This window comes from Aeromonas sp. R9-2, assembly GCF_040908025.1.
Classification (GTDB): Bacteria; Pseudomonadota; Gammaproteobacteria; order Enterobacterales; family Aeromonadaceae; genus Aeromonas; species Aeromonas veronii.
On the sequence record NZ_JBFOCX010000013.1, the window covers coordinates 195,102 to 209,623 of the forward strand.

General features: G+C 60.9%; 15 protein-coding genes and 4 tRNA genes. 10 read left to right on the forward strand and 9 right to left on the reverse strand.

Annotated features, from left to right (window positions below; translation table 11 throughout):
- Positions 1-2: 2 nt before the first annotated feature.
- Entirely contained in the window at positions 3-1,427 is a 1,425-nt protein-coding gene (gene mdtD, locus AB5Y71_RS04310) for a multidrug transporter subunit MdtD (protein ID WP_368171072.1), read from the forward strand.
- Here the strand turns inward: mdtD and AB5Y71_RS04315 are convergent.
- The 3 genes from AB5Y71_RS04315 to folB all read right to left on the reverse strand — a co-directional run bounded on the left by AB5Y71_RS04315 (position 1,399) and on the right by folB (position 2,894).
- Entirely contained in the window at positions 1,399-1,887 is a 489-nt protein-coding gene (locus tag AB5Y71_RS04315) for a YbaK/EbsC family protein (RefSeq protein WP_005336108.1), read from the reverse strand. The genes mdtD and AB5Y71_RS04315 overlap by 29 nt on opposite strands.
- Positions 1,888-2,013: 126 nt before the next feature.
- On the reverse strand, positions 2,014-2,523 hold the full coding sequence (folK, locus tag AB5Y71_RS04320) for a 2-amino-4-hydroxy-6-hydroxymethyldihydropteridine diphosphokinase (protein WP_368171073.1): 510 nt from the start codon (positions 2,521-2,523) through the stop codon (positions 2,014-2,016).
- Complete coding sequence (gene folB, locus AB5Y71_RS04325) at positions 2,523-2,894, reverse strand: dihydroneopterin aldolase (RefSeq protein WP_322862853.1); 372 nt, start codon at positions 2,892-2,894, stop codon at positions 2,523-2,525. The genes folK and folB overlap by 1 nt, the downstream gene beginning before the upstream one ends.
- A gap of 157 nt (positions 2,895-3,051) precedes the next feature.
- Between folB and plsY the strand changes: the two genes are divergently transcribed.
- The 6 genes from plsY (at position 3,052) to AB5Y71_RS04355 (ending at position 5,406) form a co-directional block, all read left to right on the forward strand.
- On the forward strand, positions 3,052-3,714 hold the full coding sequence (gene plsY / locus AB5Y71_RS04330) for a glycerol-3-phosphate 1-O-acyltransferase PlsY (RefSeq protein WP_368171074.1): 663 nt from the start codon (positions 3,052-3,054) through the stop codon (positions 3,712-3,714).
- 47 nt (positions 3,715-3,761) lie between these two features.
- Positions 3,762-3,837 (forward strand) — tRNA-Phe (locus tag AB5Y71_RS04335).
- A gap of 52 nt (positions 3,838-3,889) precedes the next feature.
- Positions 3,890-3,965: transfer RNA gene (locus AB5Y71_RS04340), tRNA-Thr, on the forward strand.
- 3 nt (positions 3,966-3,968) lie between these two features.
- Positions 3,969-4,044: transfer RNA gene (locus AB5Y71_RS04345), tRNA-Phe, on the forward strand.
- Positions 4,045-4,052: 8 nt separating this feature from the next.
- Positions 4,053-4,128, forward strand: a tRNA-Asn gene (locus AB5Y71_RS04350).
- Positions 4,129-4,233: 105 nt separating this feature from the next.
- Positions 4,234-5,406, forward strand: a complete 1,173-nt coding sequence (locus tag AB5Y71_RS04355) for a nucleoside recognition domain-containing protein (protein ID WP_040068962.1) — start codon at positions 4,234-4,236, stop codon at positions 5,404-5,406.
- Between the two features lie 86 nt (positions 5,407-5,492).
- Here the strand turns inward: AB5Y71_RS04355 and AB5Y71_RS04360 are convergent, their stop codons facing one another.
- Entirely contained in the window at positions 5,493-5,825 is a 333-nt protein-coding gene (locus AB5Y71_RS04360; protein ID WP_139747733.1) for a nucleotidyltransferase family protein, read from the reverse strand.
- Positions 5,826-5,957: 132 nt separating this feature from the next.
- On the opposite strand from AB5Y71_RS04360, the gene AB5Y71_RS04365 reads away from it, so the two are divergent.
- Positions 5,958-6,473 carry a ClbS/DfsB family four-helix bundle protein gene (locus AB5Y71_RS04365; protein ID WP_128815834.1) on the forward strand — a complete coding sequence of 172 codons (516 nt, stop codon included), beginning with the start codon at positions 5,958-5,960 and terminating at the stop codon, positions 6,471-6,473.
- Positions 6,474-6,727: 254 nt separating this feature from the next.
- Entirely contained in the window at positions 6,728-7,183 is a 456-nt protein-coding gene (locus AB5Y71_RS04370; RefSeq protein WP_236292469.1) for a hypothetical protein, read from the forward strand.
- A gap of 74 nt (positions 7,184-7,257) precedes the next feature.
- Here AB5Y71_RS04370 and argH read toward each other — a convergent pair whose 3' ends face one another.
- From argH to argC, 5 genes are all read right to left on the reverse strand, one after another.
- Entirely contained in the window at positions 7,258-8,643 is a 1,386-nt protein-coding gene (argH, locus tag AB5Y71_RS04375) for an argininosuccinate lyase (protein ID WP_368171075.1), read from the reverse strand.
- Between the two features lie 210 nt (positions 8,644-8,853).
- Positions 8,854-10,089 carry an argininosuccinate synthase gene (locus tag AB5Y71_RS04380; RefSeq protein WP_033115910.1) on the reverse strand — a complete coding sequence of 412 codons (1,236 nt, stop codon included), beginning with the start codon at positions 10,087-10,089 and terminating at the stop codon, positions 8,854-8,856.
- A 68-nt stretch (positions 10,090-10,157) separates the two neighbouring features.
- Positions 10,158-11,069 carry an ornithine carbamoyltransferase gene (locus AB5Y71_RS04385; protein WP_368171076.1) on the reverse strand — a complete coding sequence of 304 codons (912 nt, stop codon included), beginning with the start codon at positions 11,067-11,069 and terminating at the stop codon, positions 10,158-10,160.
- Between the two features lie 25 nt (positions 11,070-11,094).
- Complete coding sequence (gene argB / locus AB5Y71_RS04390) at positions 11,095-11,874, reverse strand: acetylglutamate kinase (RefSeq protein ID WP_043851575.1); 780 nt, start codon at positions 11,872-11,874, stop codon at positions 11,095-11,097.
- A 22-nt stretch (positions 11,875-11,896) separates the two neighbouring features.
- Positions 11,897-12,904 (reverse strand): N-acetyl-gamma-glutamyl-phosphate reductase, encoded by a 1,008-nt coding sequence (argC, locus tag AB5Y71_RS04395; protein ID WP_368171077.1) that lies wholly within the window; start codon positions 12,902-12,904, stop codon positions 11,897-11,899.
- A 271-nt stretch (positions 12,905-13,175) separates the two neighbouring features.
- On the opposite strand from argC, the gene argE reads away from it, so the two are divergent.
- Positions 13,176-14,321, forward strand: a complete 1,146-nt coding sequence (gene argE, locus AB5Y71_RS04400; RefSeq protein ID WP_005341595.1) for an acetylornithine deacetylase — start codon at positions 13,176-13,178, stop codon at positions 14,319-14,321.
- The last annotated feature ends 201 nt before the right edge of the window (positions 14,322-14,522 follow it).

Sequence of the window (14,522 nt, forward strand, 5' to 3'; positions counted from 1 at the left end):
TTATGGCGGAAGTTTCACTCGGGGTGACCCCTGCCCAGCGCAAGTGGCTGCCCCTGCTGGCGGCGGTCGGTTTCTTTATGCAGGCGCTGGATGGCACCATTCTCAACACCGCCCTGCCCAGCATGGCCGAGACCTTGGGAGAGAGCCCGCTGCAGATGCAGTCGGTGATCATCGCCTACATGCTGACGGTGGCGCTGCTGATCCCGGCCTCCGGCTGGCTGGCAGACAGGTTCGGCACCCGCCGTATCTATCTGGCCGCCATCTCGCTCTTTACCCTCGGCTCGCTCGCCTGTGCCGCCTCCAATTCGCTCTCCATGCTGGTGGCCGCCCGGGTGCTTCAGGGGATTGGCGGTGCGCTGCTGATGCCGGTGGGACGGTTGGCGGTGCTGCGGGTCTATGACAAGCACGAGCTGCTGCGGGTGATGTCGTTTGTCACCATCCCGGGGCTGCTCGGCCCGCTGATGGGGCCGGCACTCGGTGGCTGGCTGGTGGAAGTGGCGAGCTGGCACTGGGTATTTCTCATCAACCTGCCGGTGGGGCTGCTCGGCTTTATCGCCAGTTGGCACTTTATGCCGGAGCTGCGGCAGCAGACCGCCCGGTTCGACTGGCAGGGCTTTGTGATGTTCAGCGTCGGCATGGTGCTGGTGTCGGTCGGCTTGCAGGGGCTGGGGGAGCACAGCATCTCCACCGGTTGGGCGCTGTTTGCACTGATCTTCGGCTTGGCGGCGATGGCGAGCTACTGGCTCTATGCCGCCAATGCACAGCAGCCGCTCTTTAGCCTGAACCTGTTCAAGACCACCACCTTTGCCATCGGCATCTGGGGCAACCTGTTTGCCCGCCTCGGCAGCGGCGCCATGCCCTTCCTCACCCCGCTGTTTCTGCAGCTGGGGCTCGGCTTCTCCCCGAGCAAGGCGGGGATGACCATGATCCCCACCGTGATTGGCGCCATGCTGACCAAGACGCTGGTGAACAAGCTGATTCCGAAGGTGGGTTATCGCCGCATCTTGATCGGCAACACCCTGTTGCTGGGGGCGATGATCGCCAGCTTCTACTTTATCGACAACCAGCTCCCCTACGGGGTCCTGCTGGGCTGGCTGGCGATCTTCGGCGCCATCAACTCGCTGCAGTTCTCCGCCATGAACACTCTCACGCTGCAAGATCTCAGCCCGACCCTGGCCAGCAGTGGCAACGGCCTGCTCTCGGTGGTGATGCAGCTCTCCATGAGCTTGGGGGTGGCGATTGCCGCCAGCCTGCTCGGGCTCTTCTCGGCGGGCACCTCAGCGGGCACCTTAGCGGCCGAGGGGCAGTGGCTGGCCGGGTTCCATCTTACCTACCTCTGTGTCGGGTTGCTCTCCATGCTGGCGGCGCTGATCTTCGCCCAGCTGGCGCGTGATGGGGCTACGCCGTCGGTGCGGGCAGATAGCTGACCTCGCAGGGGAGCTGCGCCAGCACTTCGGCCAGATGCTCGGTCGCCAGCAGAAAGGTCTGCTCCGGGTGGCCCGGAGTCCAGGTGAAGGCGGTGTGGTTGAGCAGTTGCGGATCCACCAGTAGCGGAATATCGGCGCGGGGCAGGAAGGGGCAGACCGCCCCCGGCAGGCAGCCGATCTCCGCCTGCATCTCTTCGGCGGTGCAGATGGAGGGCTTGGCACCGAGTGCGGCCTTGACCGCCTTGTTGTCGAGCCGTCCGTCCCTGTGGGTCAGCAGCAGGGCGAAGCGGCCATCCTTGAACTTGAGAAACAGGGTCTTGCTGAACTCCGCCTGCCAGCCGAGGCGGGCCTTGACCTTTTCATCGGTGGCGTAGTCGAGGATGGGTTCATGCTCATAGCGCTGGTGGGGCAGTTCGGCCAGTAGCTGGCAGTTGAAATGGTGAATGGTATCGAGTGGCATGGGGTTCTCCTGTAGTGGGCGCTATCCTGCCAGCCTCGCAGGGGCAGGCCCAATGACACTTTCTTATCCGTGATAAGCAACCCTGTCCGTGGAAACAACAAGGGCGCTGTGAGGCGCCCTTGCGGATCAGTGATGCTGCAATTCGCACGCTTCCCAGTGAAAGGGAATGGGGCACAACTGCTGGGAGGCCTTGTCATAGGCTTGCCACAGATCGCCCATGGTGCGGCCATTGACCGGGTGGCGCAGTTTGGGGGCCAGCTCGGCCAGCGGCCAGAGCACGAAGGCGTTGGTGAGCACTTCACCGCGCGGCAGCACCAGCGGGGTGTCGCAGACCAGATCGCCATAGAGCAGCAGATCGAGATCCAGGGTGCGCGGGGCGAACTTCTTGGCATCCGGCTCGCGGCCGTGGGCGAACTCCATGGCCCGCAGTCGCTGGCAGACGGTGGCCAGCGGCAGATCGGTCTCGGCAGCCGCCACCAGGTTGTAGAAGGGGCGGCCGTTGAAGCCGACCGCTTCGCTCTCGAATACCCGGGAGACCCGCAGCTCGCCAAATTCGGCGTGCAGGGCATCGAGCCCGGCGCGAATGTGGCGCTCCCGCTCGATGTTGGAGCCCAGGCTGATATAGATGGTGGTCATCAGTTGCTGCTCGCGGCCGGGGTGCGATGGCGCAGGATCTCGACACCGACCCCGGCGGCATTGGGCACGGCGCCCGGCTTGGTGAGGGTCACCTTGACCCACAGTACCCGCTCGTCGGCGAGCACCAGCATGGCAACCTGCTCGGCCATGGTCTCGACCAGCTCGACCACCTTGCCGGTGACATGCTCGCAAATCTTGTTGGAGAGGTCGGCATAATCCAGTGCCAGATTGATGTCGTCGGTTGCTGCCGCGGGGCGGTTGTCGAACCCCATCTCGAGGTCAAAACGGAGCTTTTGGCGAATGCCCTTCTCCCACTCATATACACCGATGGTGGTCAAAACTTCGAGTCCGCGAATAAACACCTTGTCCATGACTGTACTTCTTCTTTACTCTTGATGGGCTGTGATGACAGCGCAGGGATGCTGGCCGGGCAACAGGCTTGCCGAGGCGCTCTGGGTGGGCATGGGCCCATGCCAGCGTATGTGGCCCGCATCATACCCCATTCATATCGTGGTAAAAACGACCAAGATGACGGCCCTGACGATTTTGATGATTATTCTGGCCTACCTGGGTGGTTCACTATCCAGTGCTGTGCTGGTCTCCCGCTGCACCGGTCTGCCCGACCCGCGGGATCATGGCTCCCATAATCCGGGGGCAACCAATGTGCTGCGCCTCGGTGGCCGGATGGCGGCGCTGGTGGTGCTGCTGCTTGATGTGCTTAAGGGCACTGTGCCTGTCTATCTCGCCTGGTATCTGCAGATCAAACCCGTCTACCTCGGCTTTATCGGGGTCGCCGCCTGCCTCGGCCATATGTATCCCATCTTCTTTCATTTTCGTGGTGGTAAAGGGGTCGCCACCGCTCTTGGCACCATGATGCCCATCGGCTTTACCATGGGGGGCGCCGTGATTGGCACCTGGCTGCTGGTGCTGCTGGTGAGCGGCTACTCCTCGCTGGCCTCCATCATTACCATGCTGCTGACGCCGCTCTTTACCTATCTGCTCAAACCCGAATATACCCTGCCAGTCTCCCTGCTCTCCTGCCTCATTCTGATCCGCCATCACGAGAACATCTCCCGCCTGCTCAAGGGGGAGGAACCCAGAGTCTGGGGGCGAAAACGCGCGGCCTGTGCCGAAGAAGTGGCAGAAATGGACGATGTTGCGCAAAAAAGAGACGAACGAGACAAAAAGTGAAATTTCCCGTTGACCATCCGCCTTAAAATCCGTTTAATAGCGCCCACGCCCAGATAGCTCAGTCGGTAGAGCAGGGGATTGAAAATCCCCGTGTCGGCGGTTCGATTCCGTCTCTGGGCACCAATTTTGGTGCCATGAAATAAAAAATTTGTTCATGCACAATGGTTTAAAGTGTGCCGGCTTAGCTCAGTAGGTAGAGCAACTGACTTGTAATCAGTAGGTCACCAGTTCGATTCCGGTAGCCGGCACCATTTGCCCAGATAGCTCAGTCGGTAGAGCAGGGGATTGAAAATCCCCGTGTCGGCGGTTCGATTCCGTCTCTGGGCACCAATTACAATTCCTCCTTAGTTCAGTCGGTAGAACGGCGGACTGTTAATCCGTATGTCACTGGTTCAAGTCCAGTAGGAGGAGCCAATTCAAAAAGCCCTTGTCGCAAGACAAGGGCTTTTTTCTATTTGGCGCAGCCATTTTTTAACCATAAAAACAACCACACACGCACAGATGAACCGCAGGATAGATATGGAAAATCATGTAGTTATAGAGTCAAAGGGGCGACTTGCCGCCATTCGGAACTGGATGGAACCCGTGCTGGTGCTGCTTATTCTCGGCAGCCTGTTCGGTTACCTCGGTAGTCAGATGGGTCTTTCTGCCATGGTCAACACCCTGTTCAATACCGCCCACCAGCTGCTGCTCAATACCGTGCTCTTTATCATGGGGATCACGGTGCTCTCCGGTGCCCTGAGCCAGCTCTTGAGCGAATTCGGGGTGATCCGCCTGCTGGAGGTGCTGCTGGCCCCGCTGATGAAGCCGGTGTTTCGCCTGCCCGGTCGCACCGCCCTGGCGGCCCTGATGACCTTCTTCTCCGACAACCCGGCGGTGATCAGCCTCGCCAAGGACAGCCGCTTTCGCAAGGGCTTCACTCCGTGGCAACTGGTGTCGCTCACCAACTTCGGCACCGCCTTTGGCATGGGGCTTATCGTGGTGACCTTTATGGCCACCTTGCAGCTGCCGAGCGGTGAATCCACTGCCAGCGCGGCGCTGATCGGGTTGCTGGGTGCTCTGGTGGGCTCGGTGGTCTCTACCCGGCTGATGCAGCGGATGATCCGCCCCTTGGTGGGGGAAGTGCTGAACGATGACGCTGTATCGTCCGACGGCCGCAAGGTAGGGGTGACCAAAGAGGCGGCTCCCGGCTGGCTGCGGATCCTCAACTCTCTGCTTGATGGCGGCAAATCTGGCGTGGAGCTGGGTATGGCGGTGATCCCCGGGGTGCTGATCATCAGTACCTTCGTGATGCTGCTCACCTTCGGCCCCGGCGACAAGGGCTATACCGGCGAAGCGTTTCAGGGGGTAGCCCTGCTGCCGGTGCTGGCCGCCAAGGTGAGCTGGCTGTTTGACCTGCTGTTCGGCTTCCAGCAGCCGGAGCTGGTTGCCTTCCCGGCCACCTCGCTTGGTGCGGTCGGTGCCGCCATGTCACTGGTGCCGCCTTTTATCGCCAAGGGGTGGATCACCGGTAACGAGGTTGCAGTGTTTACCGCCATGGGGATGTGCTGGAGTGGCTTTTTGAGCACCCACACCGCCATGCTCGATGCCCTCGGCTATCGCCACCTCACCTCCCGCGCCATTGTCGCCCACACGGTCGGCGGCTTGTGCGCCGGGGTGGCCGCTCACCAGCTCTATCTGCTACTGGGCTGAGCCGGGTTCAGATACGGACATAAAAAGAGGCTCTTTGGAGCCTCTTTTTGTTTCCCCCTGCCGCGCCCTGCTCACGGGCGCACCAATCACCCTTGCTGCGTGATGCCCTGCACCTTCAACCAGAATCGCTCCTGACAGTGGTTGTGAAACAGCTTGCTGGCTGGAGTGATGGGGATGGGACTGGCGATGACCCGATAGCTGATCCAGCACTCGGCACAAAGCTGCTGCGATGGCGCTTCGTCCTGTTCGGTTTGCTGGCGGATGACGACCCCATTGGCAAACCAGCTGGTGGTTATCTGGTGCTGGATCACAGTGCCGCTCTCATCATGCTCGCTATAGTGTTCACTCTCTTGGCGTGTGAGGGTGACGGGGCTCGCCTGTCGATGAATGGCCCTGATATAGCTGATTAGTTGATTCATTGCCGATCTTGCCGTGATGGTTGACCTGTACTGGATGAGCTGTACAGGATGAAGAGGGCTAGCGTAACGTGCTGCCTTGGTTGCGGCAATCGCTTCGGTTGCGCCGCAAGCAAACCTGAAAAGGGGAGAGCAATGGGGATCCCGCAAAACAAGGCCGAGCTGCTACTCGCGATCGATACCAATTTCAGCAAGTTGTTCAAGGCGTTGCAGGCCGTCCCCGAGAGCCGGGTGCGGGAGCCGACCCTGGCAGGGCACAGCAAGGGAACCACCATGAGCGTCGCCAATCTGCTGGCCTACCTTATCGGCTGGAGTGAACTGCTGATCAAGTGGATCGAGCGGGATGCGGCAGGTCTGCCAGTGGATTTTCCCGAAACCGGTTTTAAGTGGAACGAGTTGGGCAGGCTGGCCCAAAAGTTCTATCGGGATTACGAGGGGCTCTGCTATCCGGCGTTGTTGCAGCGATTGGCTGCCGCCAGAGGATGCATCATCGAACTGGTGGAGGCGCGCAGCGACCAGCAGCTGTATGGCTGCCTCTGGTATGAGAAGTGGACGCTCGGGCGGATGATCCAGTTCAATAGCGCCTCCCCCTATCTCAACGCCAACGGGCGGCTGCGCAAGTGGCTAAAAGAGTTGGCGATCCGGGTGTGAAAGGAAGGGGGCGCGGCTCGGGTGGGCGACAAAACACTTTGCCACCACATTGCCACTACCGCCCGTGGCGGCAGCTACTGGCCGCCTGACTCCCCTTTGCGCTCGGCTATCTCCTGCGTGCTGGTGTGCTGGTTGAATAAATAGATCAGCCATTCAAGGGATTAGCCGGTGCGGTGCGTTTTATTGCCGTGCTGGCCCCGCTTATGCACATCTCTTGGCAACATCATCAAGGGTCGTTGTCGCGGAGAGTTATCATGATCAGCAGCCTGCTTCCCCTTGCCTCGATTGCCCTCAAACTGGGCAGCCAGCTGCTTGGCAGCAGTGCCAAACCCGAGCCTGTGCAGCAAACCGTGCAGGAGGATCGCCTTGCCCCGACCGTCCAGAGCTTGTTCCAGCGGCTGGCTGTCAAGGATGCCGACAGCGAGCAGAACCGCTCGGCCATCAACCACTTTATGGGGGAGCTGATGCAGACCTTGGGGCAGGAGAATGGTGGCCAATCCCTCCCGGCTGCCATCGACAGCGCCCGCAACCAGCTGGCGAGCGGCACCCAGAGCACCCGCCTCGATGCCCTGCAAAGTGAGCTCGATACCCTCAAGGATTCCCTCGGTGCCAGCCATCTCAACCTCGATCAGCTGCTCGGTGCCTTTAAACAGACCCTGCCAAATGGCAAGGGAGAGGGGGTTGGCAAGCTGCTAAATGCCAGCGCCTGAACTGCGGTGAGCAATAAAAAACGGCAACCGAGGTTGCCGTTTTGCTTTCTAGTTCGAATGACAAGCAGGTTGGTTTAACCCGTCCGTTTTGCCAGCCAAGTTTCGGCTGCGGTCAGGGCTGCCTCAACCTGCTCGCGGGCGACGCCGCCTTTGGCGACCCGCTTGGCCAGGGTCGCTTCCAGCTCCAGATTGGGGTAGACGTCGAACTCGATCACCGGGCTGAAGCGCTGGAACTCGCCGATGGAGAGCTCCTCCAGCGGGCGGCCCACGCTGATGGCAAAGACCACGGTTTCACCGACGATATGGTGCGCTTCACGGAACGGGATCCCCTTGGCCACCAGATAGTCCGCCAGCTCGGTGGCGTTAGCATAGCCGCCCTGCGCCGCAGCCATGGTGCGCTCGCCATTCACTTTCAGATCGATCAGCACCAGCGCCGCCATATCGAGGCAGTCGTGCCAGGTGTCGAGGGCATCGAACAGCCCCTCTTTGTCTTCCTGCATGTCCTTGTTGTAGGCCAGCGGCAGCGCCTTGAGGCTCATCAGCATGCCCATCTGGGAGCCGACCACCCGGCCGGTCTTGCCACGAATAAGCTCCAGCGCATCCGGGTTCTTCTTCTGCGGCATCAGGGAGGAGCCTGAGGTGACCGCATCGGAGAGCTCGACAAAGCCCGCCTCGCCGGTGTTGTAGAAGATGAGATCTTCGGCAAAGCGCGACAGGTGGGTCATGGAGAGGGATGCCACGTGCATCAACTCCACCACGTGATCCCGATCGGAGACCGAATCCAGACTGTTGCGGGTGGCACCGGCAAAGCCCATGTCGAGCGCCAAGGCTTCGCGGTCGATGGCATAGGCAGTGCCCGCCAGCGCGCCGCAGCCGAGCGGGCTGGTGTCGAGGCGCTTGAGGGCATCCTGCAGCCGGGAGTAGTCCCGCTCCAGCATCTCCACATAGGCCAGCGCCCAGTGGGCGAAGGTGACCGGCTGTGCCCGCTGCAGGTGGGTGTAACCGGGCAGCACCGCAGGCTGATTGGCGCGAGCGGAGGCGACCAGCCCCTGCTGCAGGGCGGTGATGGAGCCGAGCAGCAGCTCGCCCTGCGCCTTGCACCAGAGTTTCAGGTCGGTGGCGACCTGATCGTTGCGGGAGCGGCCGGTGTGCAGCTTCTTGCCAAGATCGCCGACGGCGGCGATGAGCTGGCTCTCGACCCAGGAGTGGATATCTTCGGCGTCCGAGCTCAGGATCTGCTGGGGATCCTGCTGCACCGAGGCGAGCAGCACTTCCATCGCCTGCTGCAACTTGCCCTGCTCATCGGCGGTCAACACGCCCACTTTCACCAGCGCGCGGGCCCAGGCCATGGAGCCCTGAATATCCTGCTCCGCCAGCCGGTAATCGAACCGCAGCGAATCGTTGAACTGCTTGAACCGGCTATCGGCTCCCTGACTGAAGCGTCCACCCCAAAGTGCCATACTGCTCTCCTTGAATGCGTTGTCGGCGGCGCCCTGGCCACCGAGCTTGAAATCGTGCCCTGTTTTTCTGCGAGCCTGTTATCTCACAGAAGCGGCCGGGGCGCTGCCGCTCTTGTCACACCCGCCGATGATGGCTCAGGGGTTATGTCCTCTGCCAGTAGAAGAGGGGGCCATGCCCCCTCAACGGAATCAACGGGTTATCGCGCTTGCTTAGCCGTGGGTGTGATCGCCACCGATAGCCTGATGTTGCTCCTTCATGGCGCGGATCCGGCTGGCCAGGGTGTAGAGACGGATAAAGCCTTCGGCATGGCTCTGGTCATACACTTCATCGGCGCCGAAGGTGGCGAAGTCTTCGGAGTAGAGGCTGTTCGGCGACTTCTTCTGCACCGCAGTGACCTGACCCTTGTACATCTTCAGCACCACTTCACCGTCGAGATCTTCGGCGATGGCGTTGGCCGAGGCGAGGATCGCCTTGCACAGCGGAGTGAACCAGCGACCGTCATAGACCAGATGGGAGAACTCGGCACCCAGCTTTTCCCGCCAGGCGCGGGTCGGGCGATCCAGTACCAGCTCTTCCACGGCGCGCAGCGCGGCGACCATCACGGTACCGCCCGGGGTCTCGTAGCAGCCGCGGGACTTCATCCCCACCATCCGGTTTTCGGTGATGTCGATGCGGCCCACGCCGTGCTTGCCGGCACGCTCGTTCAGGGTCATCAGGATCTGGTGCGGGCTGAGCGGCTGGTCGTCAACGGCCACCACTTCACCCTGCGCCACGGTCAGCTTGACGTACTCCGGCTGATCCGGTGCCTGTTCGGCCGGTACGGTCCACTGCCAGACCGCTTCGGACGGCTCGTTCCAGGTGCTCTCCAGCTCGCCCCCCTCGGTGGAGATGTGCCAGGCGTTGGCGTCGCGGCTGTAGATCTTCTTCAGGGTCGCTTTGCAGGGGATGTTGCGGGTCTCCAGATAGGAGAGCAGATCTTCCCGGGAGCGCATGTCCCAGATCCGCCACGGGGCGATGACTTTCAGCTGGGGCGCCAGCGCGGCAACCGCACCTTCGAAACGCACCTGATCGTTACCCTTGCCGGTGCAGCCGTGGGAGATGGCATCGGCCCCTTCCGCCAGCGCGGCCTCGACCATCGCCTTGGCGATCACCGGACGGGCCATGGAGGTGCCCAGCAGATAGGTGCCCTCATAGACAGCGCCAGTCTTCAGGGTCGGGTAGACGTACTCTTTGACGAACTCTTCGCGCAGATCCTTGATGATGCACTTGGTGGCGCCGGAGGCGATGGCTTTTTGCTCGATCCCTTCCAGATCGTCGCGCTCCTGACCGACGTCAGCTACGAAGGCGATGATTTCGGCGTCATAGTGCTCTTTCAGCCAGGGAATGATGGCCGAGGTATCCAGTCCACCCGAGTAAGCCAGTACGATCTTGTTGATTCCGCTCATTTTACTTCTCTCCATGATGATTCGATGATGATTCAATAAAGGTGTCGTGATTCAGGTTGAGTACCGCGTTACTTGCCGCCAAGAAGGGTCAGCAACACGGCGTTCTGGATATGCATCCGGTTTTCGGCCTCGTCCATGATGAGGGAGGCGGGGCCATCCATCACCTGCGAGGTGATCTCCAGCTCCCGATGAGCCGGCTGGCAATGCAGCACATGCTGGATGCCGGTGCGGTCGAGCAGGGCCTGATTGATCTGGTAAGGCATAAAGAGGTCTTTGACCTGCTCCATCGGGGTGTTGTCGCCCATGGAGACCCAGGTATCTGTGTAGGCCACGTCGAACCCTTCGATATCAGCCACGTCATCGCTGATGTGGATGGTCGCCCCCGACTTGGCCGCCAGTGCCTGCGCCTGCAGGAAGATCTGGGTATCCGGGCCGTGGCCTTTCGGGCAGATGAGGGTCACGTCGGTGCCCAGTGTCGCCCCCAGCAGCAGCAGAGAGTGGCTGACGTTGTTGCCATCACCGAGGTAGGCAAGCTTCACCTTCGACAGGTCGTCGTAGTGCTCGGCAATGGTCATAAAGTCGGCCAGCCCCTGACAGGGGTGGTAGAGGTTGCACAGGCTGTTCACCACCGGCACTGTGCCGTGCTCTGCCAGCTCGACCAGAGTCTGGTGATCGAACACCCGGGCGACAATGGCATCACACCAGCGCGACAGGTTGGTGGCGAAATCCTTCACCGACTCCCGCTTGCCCAGCGCGCCGTTCTGCTGATCCAGATAGACGCTATGGCCGCCCAGCTTGGCGATGCCGATGTCGAAGGTGACCCGGGTGCGCAGGGAGGGTTTCTCGAACAGGGTAACCACGCTCTTGCCGGCAAGCGCCTGGCTGTACTTCTTCGGGTCGGCTTTCACTGCTTTGCCCAGCGCAATCAGCGTTTCGATCTGGGCTTTGTTCAGATCACTGTCTTTCAGAAGATGTTGCATCGGATGTTCCTTGTTCCGGTGGAGATCAAATGGCCACTTGAGTGCCGACGGCGCCGCCAGCCAGCAGCTTGAGCAGCTGGTCCGGGTAACGCCAGCTGGCGACACAGACCGGCTTGCCGAGGGTCTGGGCGGCGTGCAGGGCGGCTTCTACCTTGACCGCCATGCCATCGCGGATCACCCCTTTCTCCATCAGATCCAGCGCGGTCAGCTTGTCGAGCTGGGGCACCAGCTTGCCCTTGCCATCGAGGATGCCGCTCACGTCGGAGAGCATCACCAGATCGGCGCCGAGCGCTTCGGCAATGGCGGTGGCCGCCTGATCCGCGTTGACGTTCATCAGTTGCCCGTCGGCGGTGATGCCGATGGAGCTCACCACCGGCAGGAAGCCCTGACCGAGGATGCCTGCCACTAGAGCCGGATTGCCCGGCTTGCACTCGCCGACCGCGCCGAGATCCGGGTCGAGCTGGGTCACCTGACACAGGCCACCATCTGCCAGACAGAGCCCCACAGCCGGAATGCCGGTGGCGATTGCCTTGGCCATCATCTGTTTGTTGGCAGTGCCCGCCAGCGCCCCGGCAATAAAGGGGATCTGCTCGAACGGGGTCACCCGCAGGCCGTTCTTCTTGGTTGAGGTGAGACCCAGCCCCTTGAGCAGGTCATCCACCAGACAGCCACCGCCGTGCACCAGCACCAGCGGACGGTGCTGATCGTCGAGAAAGGTTTTGAGGGTAGCGAACAGGGCGGTCAGCGCCTCGTCGTTCTCGATAAGGGCGCCGCCCAGCTTGATTACCAACGTCTGTTTGTCCATGTTCGAGATCCTTCCTAAGTCCTTAAATCAGGCCGGTGGCCGGTTCAAATCCGAATTTGATATTTATGCACTGAATGGCTTGCGAGGCTGCGCCCTTGAGCAGGTTGTCGATGGCAGAGACCACCACCAGCATGTTGCCCTGCTGTTGCCAGGCGATGTCGCAGTAAGGGGTGTTTGCCACACCGCGAATAGAGGGCATCTGGCCGGTGAGGCGCACCAGCGGCTTGCCTTCGTAAGCCTTGAGGAAGGCCTGATCCACTTGCGTGGGGGTTACGCCGTCCGCCAGCTGCACATAGATGGTGGCCAGGATGCCGCGCACATAGTTGCCAAGGTGGGGCTGGAACAGCACCTCCTTGCCGAGGTGGTGGCTGATCTCCGGCTGGTGTCTGTGATTGAAGGTGCCGTAGGGATTGAGGCTCACTTCGCAGAAGCTGGTATTGATGGCCGCCTTGCGCCCGGCGCCGGAGACCCCGGAGACGGCGTTGATGATGGGCTGCCACCCCTTGGCAATCAGGCCATCCTGCTGCAGCGGCTTGAGGGCGCACAGCGATGCGGTCGGGTAGCAACCGGGCACCGCAATCAGCTGGGCGGTGGCGATGGCATCGGCATTCCACTCCGCCAGGCCATAGACGGCCTGATCCAGCCACTGCTCGCTGTCGTGGGTGAAGCCGTAGAATCTGTCGTAAAAGCCCTGATCCTTGACCCGGAAGGCGCCGGAGAGATCGAACACCGGCAGCCCCTTGGCGAGAAACTTGGGCGCGAGCTCGGCGCTCACCTCGTGGGCGGTAGCCAGCAGCACCAGATCGGCCTGGGTCAGGATCCGGGTCATGCCGTCGTCGTCCAGCGGCAGCAGAGGCTGATCGAGGGCGCCGACCCACTGGGGATGCAGGGAAGAGAAGCGCTTGTGGGCATCCTGACTGCCGGCGGAGACATAGAGGCCGAACAGCTTGAGTTGTGGGTGGTTCTGTACCAGTGCGGCCAGTTCGGCTCCCGCGTAGCCACTGGCACCGACGATAACGGTGTTAAGCATGTTGAATATTCCAAGTCAGAGTTTGAGATTCACAGCATGACGCTGCAGTGCACAAGGGGGTTCGAGCGCCCCTTTGCACAAGTGCGGAGGGGCAATTCAGGCGGGTGTGTGTCGTCGGTTATAGATCAGGTGACAGAACATTAACTTTCCCTTACAACTAGAAGCCTTTGTTGACGAGCCAGATATTCAGGTAAAATTACAGAATATTCATGCACTCACTTTGCATTTGTATTTTCTAACAGAAACATTCCGGGGACGCAAGGAGGAGCTGATGGCCAATCTGGATTTTTTTTCACTTTATAAGAATATTATTGCGATTCCCTCTATCAGCAGCACGGATCCCAAGTGGGATCAGAGCAACGAGGCGGTAATTCGGCTGCTGGCCGACTGGTTCGGTCAGCTCGGTTTTCAGTGCGAGGTGACGGCACTCCCCGATCTGCCGGGCAAGTTCAATCTGGTGGCGACGATCGGTCAGGGGGAGGGCGGTCTGCTGCTGGCGGGTCACACCGATACGGTACCGTTCGATGAGGGGGGCTGGAGCAAGGATCCCTTCAAGGTGACGGAAGAGGGCAACCGTCTCTATGGTCTCGGTACCATCGATATGAAGGGCTTCTTCGCCTTCATAGTGGAAGCGCTCAAAGAGATCGATCTCACCAAGCTGACCAAGCCCCTTCGCATTCTCGCCACTGCCGATGAAGAGACCACCATGGCGGGGGCCCGCGCCATCGCCGCGGCGGCCGAATTGAAACCCGACTACGCCGTGATTGGCGAGCCGACCGGACTGGTGCCGGTGGTGGCCCACAAGGGGCATATGTCGGAGGCGATCCGCATTACCGGCAAGAGCGGTCACAGCTCGGATCCCGCCAACGGCGTCAACGCCATGGAGATCATGCACAAGGCGATGGGACAGGTGCTGCGCTTGCAGCAGGATCTGAAAGATCGCTACGCCGACCACCGCTTTGCCGTGCCGCAGCCAACCCTGAACCTGGGTTACATTCAGGGCGGCGACAGCCCGAACCGCATCTGCGGCTGCTGCGAGCTGCATATCGACCTGCGACCCACTCCGCAGGTGGGGCCGGACGAGTTGATGGGGATGCTCAAAGAGGCGCTGTCACCCATCGAGATCCACCAGCCGGGCTGCCTGCATCTGCAACATCTGCACGAGCCTATTCCCGCCTATGCCTGCGCCGACGACTCTGTGCTGGTGCGCGAAGCTGAGAAGGCGAGCGGCCGCGCCGCCGAGTCGGTCAACTACTGCACCGAGGCTCCGTTTATCCAGCAGCTTGGCTGCGAGACCATAGTGATGGGCCCCGGTCATATCACCCAGGCGCACCAGCCGGATGAGTATCTCGACCTCTCCTTCGTCAAGCCGACCACCTCGGTTTTGCAGCACCTGATCAGACGTTTTTGCCTGTAGCGGCGGCGGTGAAAGGGGCGTAAAAACTGTAAGTAAGTTACATAACAAGCCGGTTGTGGAGTGGTGAGGGAAATACATGTTCTGAATCGGCCTGTTATTTGACCTTGCGCAGACAATCTGGGTAGATTGTCACCCTAAGATGACGGAGCATATGTTGTAATCGCACAACAATAAGTGAGGTCGTCTAGCACCCCGGATGGG

Bases quoted from the DNA above. Each gene is read 5' to 3' on its own strand.
- mdtD (WP_368171072.1), top strand. From the start codon at position 3: ATGGCGGAAGTTTCACTCGGGGTGACCCCTGCCCAGCGCAAGTGGCTG.
- AB5Y71_RS04315 (WP_005336108.1), bottom strand. From the start codon at position 1,887: ATGCCACTCGATACCATTCACCATTTCAACTGCCAGCTACTGGCCGAA.
- folK (WP_368171073.1), bottom strand. From the start codon at position 2,523: ATGACCACCATCTATATCAGCCTGGGCTCCAACATCGAGCGGGAGCGC.
- folB (WP_322862853.1), bottom strand. From the start codon at position 2,894: ATGGACAAGGTGTTTATTCGCGGACTCGAAGTTTTGACCACCATCGGT.
- plsY (WP_368171074.1), top strand. From the start codon at position 3,052: ATGACGGCCCTGACGATTTTGATGATTATTCTGGCCTACCTGGGTGGT.
- AB5Y71_RS04355 (WP_040068962.1), top strand. From the start codon at position 4,234: ATGGAAAATCATGTAGTTATAGAGTCAAAGGGGCGACTTGCCGCCATT.
- AB5Y71_RS04360 (WP_139747733.1), bottom strand. From the start codon at position 5,825: ATGAATCAACTAATCAGCTATATCAGGGCCATTCATCGACAGGCGAGC.
- AB5Y71_RS04365 (WP_128815834.1), top strand. From the start codon at position 5,958: ATGGGGATCCCGCAAAACAAGGCCGAGCTGCTACTCGCGATCGATACC.
- AB5Y71_RS04370 (WP_236292469.1), top strand. From the start codon at position 6,728: ATGATCAGCAGCCTGCTTCCCCTTGCCTCGATTGCCCTCAAACTGGGC.
- argH (WP_368171075.1), bottom strand. From the start codon at position 8,643: ATGGCACTTTGGGGTGGACGCTTCAGTCAGGGAGCCGATAGCCGGTTC.
- AB5Y71_RS04380 (WP_033115910.1), bottom strand. From the start codon at position 10,089: ATGAGCGGAATCAACAAGATCGTACTGGCTTACTCGGGTGGACTGGAT.
- AB5Y71_RS04385 (WP_368171076.1), bottom strand. From the start codon at position 11,069: ATGCAACATCTTCTGAAAGACAGTGATCTGAACAAAGCCCAGATCGAA.
- argB (WP_043851575.1), bottom strand. From the start codon at position 11,874: ATGGACAAACAGACGTTGGTAATCAAGCTGGGCGGCGCCCTTATCGAG.
- argC (WP_368171077.1), bottom strand. From the start codon at position 12,904: ATGCTTAACACCGTTATCGTCGGTGCCAGTGGCTACGCGGGAGCCGAA.
- argE (WP_005341595.1), top strand. From the start codon at position 13,176: ATGGCCAATCTGGATTTTTTTTCACTTTATAAGAATATTATTGCGATT.